The following is a 12,310-nucleotide window of genomic DNA, read 5'->3' as shown; positions in this document are numbered from 1 at the left end:
GCACCCGGCCGTCTCTGACGAGCGACGTGAGGAAACTCAGTGGCCGGCGCCGTGCGGCGCCGGTCCCCCGGGCGTGGCCTCACGGTCCGGGCCCTTGGCCGCCTCCGCCTCGCTGTAGATGTCGGGCTCGAGGTAGATCACGCGGGCGATCGGGACGGCCTCGCGGATGCGGGCCTCGGCGGCGTTGATGGCGGAGGCGACGTCTTCGGCCGTGTCGTCGTGCCGGACAGCGATCTTGGCGGCGATCAGCAGTTCCTCGGGGCCGAGGTGGAGGGTGCGCATGTGGATGATGCCGGTGACCGTGGCGCCGTCGACGGTCGCGGCCTCGATCTTCTTGACCTCTTCGAGTCCCGCGGCCTCGCCGAGCAGCAGCGACTTGGTCTCGGCGGCCAGGACGAGCGCGATCAGGACGAGCAGGACACCGATGAGGACCGTGCCGATGCCGTCCCAGACGCCGTCGCCGGTGATCAGGGCCAGGCCGACACCGCCGAGGGCCAGGACCAGACCGATCAGGGCACCGAAGTCCTCCAGGAGGACGACGGGCAGCTCGGGGGCCTTGGCGTGGCGGACGAACTGAGTCCAGGACAGCGAGCCGCGCAGTTCGTTGGACTCCTTGATGGCCGTACGGAAGGAGAAGGACTCAGAGATGATCGCGAAGACGAGGACGCCCACCGGCCAGTACCAGTGCTCCAGTTCGTGCGGGTGCTTGATCTTCTCGTAGCCCTCGTAGATGGCGAACATGCCACCGACGGAGAAGAGGACGATCGAGACGAGGAAGGCGTAGATGTAGCGCTCACGGCCGTAGCCGAAGGGGTGCTGCGGGGTGGCCTCGCGCTCGGCCTTCTTGCCGCCGATCAGGAGCAGGGCCTGGTTGCCGGAGTCGGCGAGCGAGTGCACGCCCTCGGCCAGCATCGAGGACGAGCCGCTGAACGCGAACGCCACGAACTTCGATGCCGCGATCGCGAGGTTGGCGCCGAGTGCCGCCACGATCGCCTTGGTGCCGCCTGACGCGCTCATGAGTTCGCGATGTCCCTTCGCCTTCGTACGTACGCAGTTCAGGGCGCCGCCCGCGGTTGGCTTTGCCCGTCCTTTGCCGGTGGGCCATTGTTGCAGCCCCGTCCGGCAGCGGCGCGTCAGGTGCCCACAATCACGGTCATACGATCACAGTGGCCCGGAAGACGGTGCCGGCCCCGGACACTTCGGCTGTCTCCCCTGCGGGGACGAAGACCGACTGGCCGGGGGTCAGCCGGTGCTCGCCCGCGCGGACCACACCCGCGGTGCACAGCAGGATCTGCGGGGTCGCGCGCGTGAGGTCGTGGACGGCGACGCCCTGCGGGAGGACGTAGCGGGACAGCCGGAACTCCTCGATCGGGGTCTCGTAGACCTCCTCGCCGTCGGGTGCGGCCTCCGGGCGCAGCACGCTGGGGTCACCGGCCTCGAAGCGGACGATCCGCAGGAGTTCGGGGACGTCGACGTGCTTGGGTGTCAGGCCGCAGCGCAGGACGTTGTCCGAGTTGGCCATGATCTCGACGCCGAGGCCGCTCAGGTAGGCGTGCGGGATGCCGGCGCCCAGGAACAGGGCCTCGCCGGGCTGCAGCCGGACGTGGTTGAGCAGCATCGCCGCGATGACGCCGGGGTCGCCCGGGTAGTGGTGGGCGATGCCGGCGTAGGGGGCGTAGTCTCCGCCGAGCCGGTCGCAGGCGGCCGCTGCCTCGGCGACGCTGTGGGCCATCTCCTTGCGGTCCGCGGTCAGTACGGCGGTCAGGACCTCACGCAGGGCCGCGTCCTCGGGATGGGCGTGCAGCAGGTCGACATACGGCTTGAGGGAGTCGACGCCGAGGCCGTCGAGCAGGTCGGCGGCATGCACCGGGTCACGGAAGCCGCACAGGCCGTCGAACTCGGTGAGCGCGCAGATGAGTTCGGGCTTGTGATTGGCATCCTTGTAGTTGCGGTACGAAGCGTCGATGGGGATGTTGCGGCGTTCTTCGTCCTGGTAACCCTCCTTCGCCTGCTCCAGGTCGGGGTGCACCTGGAGGGAGAGCGGGGCGCCGGCGGCGAGGATCTTGAGGAGGAAGGGGAGCCGGGGGCCGAACCTGGCGACGGCTCGCTCGCCCAGCTCGCGTTCCGGATCCGTTTCGATCACCTCGACCAGCGTGCCGCGCGCGGTGCGCGAGGGCGCGCCCGGGTGGGCGCCCATCCACATCTCCGCCTGCGGCTCGCCGCTCGGCTCGACGCCGAGCAGCTCGGGGATGGCGGTGGTGGAGCCCCAGGCGTAGGGGCGGATGGTGTTGTCGAGGCGGTCCATGCTGTGTCTTCGTCTCCGTACGTACGCCGCTCAGCGAGCGCTGGTCGGCAGGTGTGTGCCCGGATGCCCAGGTCAGGCGCCTGAGGCGAGCGCCAGGTAAACGGCGGCGAAATCCGTGATGGCGATCAGTTCCGCGAGGGTCTCCAGTTCGCCGCCGGGTTCGGGCTCGAGTTCGCTGATCGGCGTGTCGTGGCTGAGGGCCAGGTCACGGGCGGCAGGCGCGGCGGTGAGGCCGCCGATCGGGCGGTCGCGGAGCAGCACCACGCGCGCGTGCAGGGCGGGCGCCTCCTCCACGCGGTCCCGGAAGAAGTCGTCGGGGTCGGCGCTGGCGGCGAGCGGACCGGCCAGCAACGCGCTGTGCGCGGCGAGCGCCTCGGGGAGTTCGGCGACGACCGCGGGGCTGCCGGAGAGCTCGGCGAGGGCGGCGGCGAAGCGGCGGCCCGCCGGGCCGGCCGACGTGCCCTCGGTCCAGATCACCGGGAGGGTGTCGGCGAGTTCGGCGGCGAGGGTCTTGGCGGGGTTGCTGTACGTCGCGATGGCCGGGCCGCAGCGCTCGGCGATGTGGTCGAGGCGGTCGGCGACCTTCTCGAGCGCCTCGGGTGGGGCCGTGATCAGGCCCGTCCGGTCCAGGATCGCCAGGAGCGGGGTGAGCAGCGCCCACAGGACGCCGGGCGCGGACGCGGCGAGGGGCTGTTCGTCCTGCTCGTAAGGCGCCGTCGCCATCGGTACGTAGAGGCCGTGCGCGGCGTTGACCGCCTCGGTGAGGGGGGAGCTGGCGGGTGCGACGGCGACGACGGTGATGCCGCGGCGGTAGGCCTGCTCGGCGAGGAGGGAGAGGGACGGTTCGCTGCCGTCCGGCGTGGCGATGAGGAGCAGGTCGATGGAGCCCGCCCAGCCGGGGAGTTCCCAGCGCAGGGCGCCCGCGGCGGGGGCGACACCGGTGGGGGCCAGTCGGGTGACGGGGCAGCCGGCGCCTGCGAGGGTCTCGAGCAGGTCGGCGACGCAGGTGGCGGCGGCACCGGGGCCCGCGATGAGGATCGCGCGGGGGCGGCCGTCCGGTTTGAGGTCGTTGACGCCGGCCTCGGTGGCGTGCCGGGCGGCGGTGCGGACGCGGGCGCCGGCTTCGGCGGCGCCGCGCAGGAGGGCACGGCGGTCGGCCTCGGCGAGGGCCTCCGGCGTGTCGAGCAGCGATTCGTCGAGCATGGCGGCAGTCTCCGATCGCCGGGGTCGTCGTTTACGCGGGTCGGCTACGCGGGTCGCCGGGCCTCGTCGATGAGAAGGACGGGGATGCCGTCACGGACGGGGTACGCCAGGCCGCAGTCCTGGCCGGTGCAGATCAGCTCGGCGTCCTGCTCCTTGAGGGGGGCATGGCAGGCCGGGCAGGCGAGGATCTCCAGGAGGCCGGCTTCGAGCGGCATGAGGTGTCCTTTCGGGGGTGGGTGTGTTGTGCGTTGGTGTGCGGATGTGCCTGGTCAGCGTACCGCCGGTGGGGTGGGGGCGGAGGGAGTGGCCGGGGTTGGTCCGCGGCACCCACCACCCCACTCGGTTGGCCAAGAGGCCACCCTCACAAGGCGTCAGCCTCTGATGATCGCCAGTACCTCGTCCCGTACCTTCGCCGTCGTCGCCTCGTCACGGGCCTCCGCGTTAAGGCGCAGGAGGGGTTCCGTGTTGGAGGGGCGGACGTTGAACCACCAGTCGGCGGTGGTGACGGTGAGGCCGTCCAGTTCGTCGAGGGTCACGTCCTCGCGGGTCTCGTACGCCGCCCTGATCGCTGCCAGGCGGCCCGCCTGGTCGTCGACGGTGGAGTTGATCTCACCGGAGCCGACGTAGCGGTCGTACTTCGCGACCAGGGCCGACAGGGGGCCGTCCTGGCCGCCGAGGGCCGCCAGGACGTGCAAGGCGGCCAGCATGCCCGTATCGGCGTTCCAGAAGTCCTTGAAGTAGTAGTGCGCGGAGTGTTCGCCGCCGAAGATCGCGCCGTTCTTCGCCATCTCCGCCTTGATGAAGGAGTGGCCCACGCGCGTACGGACGGGTGTGCCGCCGTTCTCCTTCACCACCTCGGGAACCGACCACGACGTGATCAGGTTGTGGATGATCGTGCCCTTGCCGCCGTGCCTGGCGAGTTCGCGGGAGGCGACCAGGGCGGTGATCGCGGACGGCGAGACCGGGTCGCCGTGCCCGTCGACCACGAAGCAGCGGTCGGCGTCGCCGTCGAAGGCGATGCCGAGGTCGGCGTCCTCCTCGCGGACGCGCTTCTGCAGGTCCACGATGTTGGCCGGGTCCAGGGGGTTGGCCTCGTGGTTCGGGAAGGTGCCGTCCAGCTCGAAGTACATCGGGACGAGGGTCAGGGGCAGTCCCGCGAAAACCGTGGGGACGGTGTGCCCGCCCATGCCGTTGCCCGCGTCGACCACGACCTTCAGGGGGCGGATGGAGGCCAGGTCGACAAGGGAGCGGAGGTGCTGCGCATAGCCCTCCAACGTGTCCCGCTGCGTGATCGTTCCCGGTTCGGGGGCCGGCTCGGGGGCGCCCGACTCCGTCCATCGCTCGACCAGTTCGCGGATCTCCGCCAGGCCCGTGTCCTGGCCGACCGGGGCCGCGCCCGCGCGGCACATCTTGATGCCGTTGTACTTCGCCGGGTTGTGCGAGGCCGTGAACATCGCGCCCGGCAGGGCGAACGCCCCTGAGGCGTAGTACAGCTGGTCCGTCGAGCAGAGGCCGATCTCGGTGACGTCGACGCCGCGTGCCGCCGCCCCGCGCGCGAAGGCACGCGACAGGCCGGGGGACGACGGACGCATGTCGTGACCGATCACGATCGCCTCCGCGCCGGTCACCTCGGCGAAGGCCGCCCCGAAGAGCTCGGCCAGCGACTCGTCCCACTGCTCCGGAACGACACCGCGTACGTCGTACGCCTTCACGATCTGCGACAGATCAGCAGCCACGGCCAACCCTCCTGAAAGTCCTATCGGCCGTCCCAAACTACCCGCCCGGACCGACAGTGCGCTGTGCCGACGCTGAGTGGACTTCCAGACGTAACCTCAGGTCAGGGCAACAACGGAGGCAACAACGGATTTACCGAACTCGGTAAGGGGAGGGCTCAGTTGTCCGGGGACCGCAGGACGCGGAGATGGCCCCGGCGAGCGACCTCCATCGGGTCCGCCGTACGGCCTCCGCCACCGGCCGCCCGCTCCTGGGGACGCGCCGCCTCGCGCACAGCGTTGGCAAGCGCTTCCAGATCATCGCCACTGGGGCGGGCGGGAGCCGAACCGTCGAGCAGACGGACGACCTCCCAGCCGCGCGGGGCGGTGAGGCGCTCGGAGTGCTCGGCGCACAGGTCGTAGCAGTGGGGTTCGGCGTAGGTGGCGAGCGGGCCGAGGACCGCGGTCGAGTCGGCGTAGACGTACGTCAGCGTCGCGACGGCGGGTCGGCCGCAAGCGGTGCGCGAACAGCGACGTACAGGGCTCACGACGTTGGACGGTACCGCACTCTTGAGCGGGCCGCGACGACTCTCCACCAGGTCACTCCACCGTGTCGTGTTGTGAAACGCCCCACAGGCCTCTCCTGTCATACCCCGCTGACCTGCGCCGACACACCTTTCCCAGATGTCGAACGATCCCGGATCCGGTCACGACTCGGCACAAACACTGCCAATTGCCTAGAGATCGACGGTCCCGGAGAGATACGGAATCGAGCCCAAGCTTGGCTGGAATGGTCATCCTGCGACATTGCGGTGGGGGTGTCCGGAAGGTGATCGGGCACCGCGCGGGGACCGGGGAGGCGGGTGGCGGCGGGTGGAACGCTTCGGGACTACGCTTCACCAGTGATGGAGAACCCGGTTACACCCCGTGCCGCCGACCCCGGCCCCGGGCCCCGCCGTCGTGATCGCCACGGCCGGGGCATGCGCGGGCCGATCGCGCCGCCGCAGGTGCCACTCGCGGCCAGCCGCGCCGAGGTGTTCGCGGACCTGGTGCAGGACTCCGTGGAGCGCCTGGAGCGGCGGTGGCCGCAGTTGGCGGACATCGACTTCCTGGTGCTGGAGGTGCCGCGGCTCGATGGGCGCGGGGGACCCTGGAACGACGAGGCGGTTCCACTCGGGGGGACGATTCCCCGGGGTGAGGGGCGGCGGGCCCGGGTGGTCGTCTACCGGCGGCCGGTCGAGATCCGCACGAAGGGGCGCGATGAGCGGGCGGCGCTGGTGCACGAGGTGGTCGTGGAGCAGGTCGCCGAGTTGCTGGGGCTGACACCGGAGACGGTGGATCCGCGGTACGGCGAGGACTAGGCGTCGTCGGGTAGGCACCCGGTGCTGCGGTCGGCGTCGGCGGGGTGCCGCCCGCAGCCGGGCGGCCTACTTCTCCAGCACCGACAAGTCCTCGTCCGCCTCCGGTACCGCCACCATCCCCCGGTCGTCCGGGAGGGTCTGGATCGTGAAACCCTGGATGCCTTCCTCTGTCGCCGCGAGCATTCGGGACGCGTACACAGGAGCGCCCGACACCCGTTCCACCGTCAGGGCGTACGTGCCCTTCAGGCCGCTCGGCAGCGGTGGGGTGACGTCCTGGGTGGTGCCGGACTTGATCGTGTAGGTCTTCGTGACCGCCGTGCCGCCCTCGCTGCCCGCGGAGGCCGTGACCCTGACCGTGGCGGCGCCCGTGGGGGCGGTCAGGGAGAGCGTGGAGCCCTTGCCGCTGTTGTCGGCCGACGAGGCGCGTGCGCCGACGGGGCTGGTCGCCGGAATGAACGCCGTCTCCTGTTTGGCGCCCTTGCCGCGCACCACACGGACCGCCGCGACGACCGGCACCGACGGGCCCGTCGGGGTCAGCACCAGGGAACCCGCCTCGCCGCGCGTCACGTCGCCCAGGTCGACCGCCGTGGTCATGCCCGCCTTCACGTGCAGCGTCTCGTTCCCCGCGGGTGTGATCAGCCCCGTGGGCGAGGCCAGCCGCACCTTGAGGTCCGCGTCCGCTCCACCCGGCGTGAACGCGACCAGCCGCACGGATGTGGCGTCCTTCGGGATGCCCGGCAGGACCAGGCTCGCCGCGGGATCAGTGGACGCGGCCAGCCAGTCACCGCCGAGCTTGTCGTCCAGGGACTGCACCGCCGCCGCGACCCGGCCGCTGCGCACGCTCACGTGCACGGTGAGGTCTTCCTGCTTCTCGCTGATGAGGGTGGACAGCAGGACCGGCTCGCTGGAGTGCGGCGGGACCGTGACGCCCTCCCCCACCGTGGACTTCACTGTCCCGTCCTTGCCGTAGAGCTCGATGTCGGCGACGGCGGCCGAGTCGTCGGGGTTGGTCAGATGGACGTAGTCCGTACGGTCGGCGGCCGTGCTGACGCCCGGGAACCAGAACTCGGTGTCCGCAGACGTGCAGTTGACGCCCTGGAGGCCGCGCCCGGTGCCGGCGGCGACCTCGGTGGTCTGCTGGACGGTCCAGCCGGGCGCGAACTTCCCCTCGGCGGTGCCGATCAGCGCGGGCGAGTCGCCACCGGAGGCGTCCCCGGTGGCCGGCGTACCGGGCGCCTTGGGGGCGAGGACCGGCTTGGCGGCCTTCTCGCCCTTCGCGTCCGCGGATTGCGCACCCGTCGGCTGCAACTCCGCCTTGCCGTCACTGCCCGTGCCCTTCGTGACGGGCGTGAAGGACGTGTACGACGTCTCGGCGAGGTCGGACGTGCTGGGTGCCGGGCAGAGCAGGCTCGTGCGCTCCACGGGCAGTTCGGCTGCCGCCTTGGCGGTGTCCCTCCCGGAGGCCTCGGGCGCGGTGAGCGCCGCGATTCCGGTGACGGCGGCGAGCGCGGCGGTACCGGCGATCAGGGACAGGGTGGTGCGGTTCACTGCTGGCTCCCGTCGGGGCGCTCACTGCCGGTGCCGTGGGGGTGGGGCTGCGCCGGGTCGTACGTGGGGTCGTAACCCTGGCCGTACGCCGGGTCGTAGGCGGCCTGGTTGTACGTCTGGTCGTACGTCGCCTGCCCGCTCTGGTCCCCGTAGGTGTACGGGTCGTACTGGCCGCCCTGGTAGGGGGCGTACGGCTGGCTCTGGTCGTACGTGCCGGCCGGGTACTGCTGCTGGGTGCCCTGGTACTGCTCGTTGCCGTAGTCGGTGTACTCGGCGTTCGAGTAGGTCGCCGGATCCCACTCGTCGTAGGACTGCTGCTGCGGGACGGCGACGGGAGTCTCCTGCGGAGGGGGCGGCACCTCCTCCTGACCGGCCTCCTCGGCCTCCGCCTCGGCCTGGGCGCGCAGGCGGCGGGCGCGGCGGCCCTCGCCGGCGACGGCCTGGGCGGGGACGGGCCGCTCCTCGGGCAGGTCGTCGTCGATGTCGCGACGGCGGCCGGGCAGGGCCATCACGACGAGGACGACGGCGAGGAAGCCCTGGGCCCACAGCCAGGCGGTGTGGCCGATCGGGTCGTCGTAGGTCACGTCGAGTTTCCCGCCGGAGGCGGGGAGTTCGAAGCCCTGTGCCCAGCCGTCGACGGTGGTGCGGGTGAGTGGCTTGCCGTCGAGGGTGGCGGTCCAGCCGTCGGCGGCGGCGTCGGCCAGGCGCAGGACGCGGCCTTCGGCGCCGTCCGGGACGGTGGTGTGGATCTCGACGGGCCCGGCCGCGACCGGCTTCGGGGTGCCCGAACCGGACTTGGACACGATGGCCGCGCGGGAGACCTCCTGGTCGACCCGCCACAGGGCGCTGCCGTCCTGCTGGCTGAGCCGGCTCAGGCCGGGCGTGGCGTCCAGGACGCGGGTGACCTCGCGCGGGGCACCCTTGTGGACGAGGACATAGCGGACGGCGAAGCTGCCGAGCTGGTTCGCCTGGTCCGCGCCGGAGCCGGCCACGAGGTTGGCGACGACCTTGTCGAGCTTGCTGTTCTCGCCGTCGGCGGCGGCAAGTTCGGCGTCGCCGAGGCGAGCGCCCGAGCCGCGGACCAGCATGTAGGCCACGTGGGCTGCGGAGTCGCTGTCGAGGACGAGGGTGCGAGCCTGGTCGCGGGTGCTGCTCTCCTCGGCGACGAACGCGGGCACCTGCACGGGATCGCGCCGCTCCAGCGGCCCGTCGGCGCCGCCGATCATCCAGCCGGCGGCGACGAGCAGCGGGCCCGCGGCCGAGGCGAAGGCGATCAGGGCGGCCACCGGCTGGCGCCAGCCGAAGCTCTGCTCGGCCACCCGCGCGCGTGCCCCGTCGGCGCCCATGACGGCGGCGGCGAGCAGCGCGATGCCGTACACGAGCGTCGCGGGACCGGCCCAGGTGGAGCCGTTGGACAGGACCGCGAAGACGAGACCCACCAGGGCGACCGCCCAGGCCGTCCAGACGGCCTGCTGACGCTCGGAGCGCATCAGGGCGGCCAGCGCCGCCAGGACGATGCCGAACAGCATCAGCCCGTTGACCGTGCCGGGGCCACCGGGGCTGGCGCCGAGCAGGTCGAGCGCGGAGGCGGCCGAGGAGCCGTACTCCAGCCCCGCTTCGGTGAAGAAGCCGAACGGCAGCAGGGACAGCGACCACGGGGCGAGGATCAGCAGAGGTGTGCCCAGCTGGGCCAGGAAGCGCAGGGCGTAGGCGGTGATCTCGGCCCTGCGCACGGCCAGGACGGCGATGCCGAGAAGCAGCGCGATGGGCCACACGATCGGCGTGAACGCGGTGGTGATCGTCAGAAGCAGCGCGTAGGCCCAGGTGGCGCGCCAACTGCCGCGCGCACCCGAGGTGTTCGCGAGGCCGCTGGCCGCGATGGCGGCGCGCGCGATGAGCGGCAGCAGTACGGCCAGCACGGCGGTGCCGATGCGGCCGCCCGCGAGGGCGCCGGTGGCGGCGGGCAGGAAGGCGTAGACGACGGCCGCCCACGCGCGCAGGAGGCGGGACTCCACGAGCGGCCGGGACGCGAAGTACGCGGTGAAGCCGGCCAGTGGCACCGAGCAGACGAGCAGGACCGTCACCGCGAGCCCGGTCGAGCCCAGCAGCGCGGAGGCCAGCATCGCGACGATCGCGAGATACGGCGGTGCGGACGGCGTGCCGCCGGCGCCGACGGGGTGCCAGGCGTCCAGGTAGCGCGACCACAGCTCGCTCGCATCGGCCGGGGCGGGCAGCAGGGCTCCGCCCGCGAGCGCGCCGCCGCCGAGGAGTTCCCGGCAGGCGACCAGGGAGACGAACAGCAGCACCAGGAAGAGCACCGGGCCGGGCTTGCGGGCGATGCGCTTGAGGCGGGCGAACTGCTCGATCTCCAGGAAGTCGGCGTCGTCGCCGCCGGGCCCGGACTCGATGGCGCTGCCGTGCCGTCCCGCGCCGGAGGCGGCCTCCGGGTCCGAGCGGCCGACGAGGTTGCTCGCGACCTGCTCGACAGTGGCCCGCACGGTCGCGCCGGGCGGTGGGAAGAGCGGCCGCAGTTCGTCCTTGTCGACCACCGGGCTGCCGCGCCTGCGCCGCCCGGCGATGATCCGCTCGGGCCGCAGCAGGGTGCCCAGGAGGCCGCGGATCTCGTCGACGGCCTGTCCGGGGACCTTGCCGACGAGGTAGGCGACGGTCCGCAGGAGCGTGCCGAGGACGAGGCGCAGCAGGACCCAGGGCAGCGCCGCCGTGCGGCTGTTGACGAGCAGGGTGTAGACGGCGCCGGCCTTGTCGACCTTGTGCGGGGAGGCGGCCGTGCGGCCCACGCAGTCGACGGTGCGGCGCTCGCGGGAGGCGGCCTCGGCGTGTCGTACGACCGCTTCCGGGGCGATGAGGACGCGGTGGCCTGCGGAGTGGGCGCGCCAGCACAGGTCGACGTCGTCACGCATCAGGGGCAGCCGCCGGTCGAAACCGCCGAGCTGCTCGAAGACGTCGCGGCGGATCAGCATGCCGGCGGTGGACACCGACAGCACGGGCCGGACGTGGTCGTGCTGCCCCTGGTCCTGTTCGCGGCGGTCCAGGCCGGTCCAGCGACGGCCGGAGTGGGCGATGGTCACGCCGACCTCCAGCAGCTGCCGGCGGTCGTACCAGCCGCGCAGCTTGGGGCCCACCACTGCCACGTCGTCGCGGCCCAGTTCCAGCTCGTTCTCCACGACGCGCAGGAGCTGGGCCAGGGCGTCCGGCTCGGGGGCACAGTCGTCGTGCAGCAGCCACAGCCACTGCACCGGCTCCCCGTAGGGGAGGTCGGGCATGTCGTAGGCGTCGTCGCGCCATGTGCGCGTGACGGGGTCCCAGCCGCTGGGCCGCTTCAGGTACGGCAGCTCCTCCGGGGTGAGGAGGGGGGCGGTGCGGTTGGCCTCCTCGACGGCCTGGCCGAAACCGGTCCGCCGGGCGAGGTGCAGCACGCGGTCGGGGCCGAGGGAGTCGGTGACGAGCTGGGCGGAGTCGTCCGCGCTGCCTGTGTCGGCCGCCATGACGTACTGCACGGGGCGCTCCTGGCCGAGCAGCCCGGCGAGCGCGTCGGGCAGCCAGCGGGCACCGTCGTGGGAGACGAGGACCGCCGTCACCACGTGACGCGGGAACTCGGGTGGGCGGGTCGGGTCGAATCCCGCCGTGGCAGCTACGTCTTGGTGTGCTGCCGTGTGGCTGTGCACGGACATCGAGGTACGGGCCCCGGTTCGATGGACTGCGGTGGACGCCTGTGCCCCGAGGGGGCAGCGGGGCGTCTCGGACGAGCGACCACACTATCGGCTGGGCATGCCGACGGCCCGCCGCCTGTGGATAACCCACCTGCGACGGGCCGATCGTGACCTATGTACGGAAGGTGCGTATGTACGGAAGGTCCGTGCCGTTCCGTCAGACGGCCGCCTTCTTCAGCCGGCGGCGCTCGCGCTCGGACAGGCCGCCCCAGATACCGAAGCGCTCGTCGTTGGCCAGGGCGTACTCGAGGCACTCGGAGCGGACCTCACAGGCGAGGCAGACCTTCTTGGCCTCGCGGGTGGAGCCGCCCTTCTCGGGGAAGAACGACTCGGGGTCGGTCTGGGCGCAGAGCGCGCGCTCCTGCCAGCCGAGTTCCTCGTCCGCGTCGTCGACCAGCAGTTGCTGCACCAGCTCGGTCATGTGCGCCCCTCGTCCGTCTTTCGCGTCCC

At 72.1% G+C, this 12,310-nt stretch carries 10 protein-coding genes; 1 reads left to right on the top strand and 9 read right to left on the bottom strand.

Going from position 1 to position 12,310, the window contains the following annotated elements; genetic code table 11:
• Positions 1-36: 36 nt before the first annotated feature.
• From ABZO29_RS26515 to ABZO29_RS26490, 6 genes are all read right to left on the bottom strand, one after another.
• Entirely contained in the window at positions 37-1,017 is a 981-nt protein-coding gene (locus tag ABZO29_RS26515) for a cation diffusion facilitator family transporter (RefSeq protein WP_367322685.1), read from the bottom strand.
• 136 nt (positions 1,018-1,153) lie between these two features.
• Complete coding sequence (manA, locus tag ABZO29_RS26510; RefSeq protein WP_367322684.1) at positions 1,154-2,305, bottom strand: mannose-6-phosphate isomerase, class I; 1,152 nt, start codon at positions 2,303-2,305, stop codon at positions 1,154-1,156.
• A gap of 72 nt (positions 2,306-2,377) precedes the next feature.
• Complete coding sequence (locus ABZO29_RS26505; protein ID WP_367322683.1) at positions 2,378-3,508, bottom strand: SIS domain-containing protein; 1,131 nt, start codon at positions 3,506-3,508, stop codon at positions 2,378-2,380.
• 44 nt (positions 3,509-3,552) lie between these two features.
• Positions 3,553-3,723 carry a Trm112 family protein gene (locus tag ABZO29_RS26500; protein ID WP_367322682.1) on the bottom strand — a complete coding sequence of 57 codons (171 nt, stop codon included), beginning with the start codon at positions 3,721-3,723 and terminating at the stop codon, positions 3,553-3,555.
• Between the two features lie 156 nt (positions 3,724-3,879).
• Complete coding sequence (locus tag ABZO29_RS26495; protein WP_367322681.1) at positions 3,880-5,244, bottom strand: phosphomannomutase/phosphoglucomutase; 1,365 nt, start codon at positions 5,242-5,244, stop codon at positions 3,880-3,882.
• A 155-nt stretch (positions 5,245-5,399) separates the two neighbouring features.
• On the bottom strand, positions 5,400-5,816 hold the full coding sequence (locus ABZO29_RS26490) for a DUF3499 domain-containing protein (RefSeq protein ID WP_367322680.1): 417 nt from the start codon (positions 5,814-5,816) through the stop codon (positions 5,400-5,402).
• Positions 5,817-6,125: 309 nt separating this feature from the next.
• On the opposite strand from ABZO29_RS26490, the gene ABZO29_RS26485 reads away from it, so the two are divergent.
• Positions 6,126-6,581 carry a metallopeptidase family protein gene (locus ABZO29_RS26485; RefSeq protein ID WP_367322679.1) on the top strand — a complete coding sequence of 152 codons (456 nt, stop codon included), beginning with the start codon at positions 6,126-6,128 and terminating at the stop codon, positions 6,579-6,581.
• A 66-nt stretch (positions 6,582-6,647) separates the two neighbouring features.
• On the opposite strand, the gene ABZO29_RS26480 is transcribed toward ABZO29_RS26485, so the two are convergent.
• The 3 genes from ABZO29_RS26480 to ABZO29_RS26470 all read right to left on the bottom strand — a co-directional run bounded on the left by ABZO29_RS26480 (position 6,648) and on the right by ABZO29_RS26470 (position 12,281).
• Positions 6,648-8,129 carry a DUF5719 family protein gene (locus ABZO29_RS26480; protein WP_367322678.1) on the bottom strand — a complete coding sequence of 494 codons (1,482 nt, stop codon included), beginning with the start codon at positions 8,127-8,129 and terminating at the stop codon, positions 6,648-6,650.
• The gene (locus tag ABZO29_RS26475) at positions 8,126-11,821 is read right to left on the bottom strand and encodes a glycosyltransferase (protein ID WP_367322677.1); all 3,696 of its coding nucleotides are present in this window, start codon (positions 11,819-11,821) and stop codon (positions 8,126-8,128) included. Before ABZO29_RS26475 ends, ABZO29_RS26480 begins: the two co-directional genes overlap by 4 nt.
• Positions 11,822-12,017: 196 nt before the next feature.
• The gene (locus ABZO29_RS26470) at positions 12,018-12,281 is read right to left on the bottom strand and encodes a WhiB family transcriptional regulator (RefSeq protein WP_003975777.1); all 264 of its coding nucleotides are present in this window, start codon (positions 12,279-12,281) and stop codon (positions 12,018-12,020) included.
• Positions 12,282-12,310 lie beyond the last annotated feature (29 nt).

Source organism: Streptomyces sp. HUAS ZL42, from assembly GCF_040782645.1.
In the GTDB taxonomy this organism is placed as follows: Bacteria; Actinomycetota; Actinomycetes; order Streptomycetales; family Streptomycetaceae; genus Streptomyces.
The sequence above is the reverse complement of the archived record's forward strand: the minus strand, read 5'-3'. Positions and strand labels throughout refer to the sequence as shown.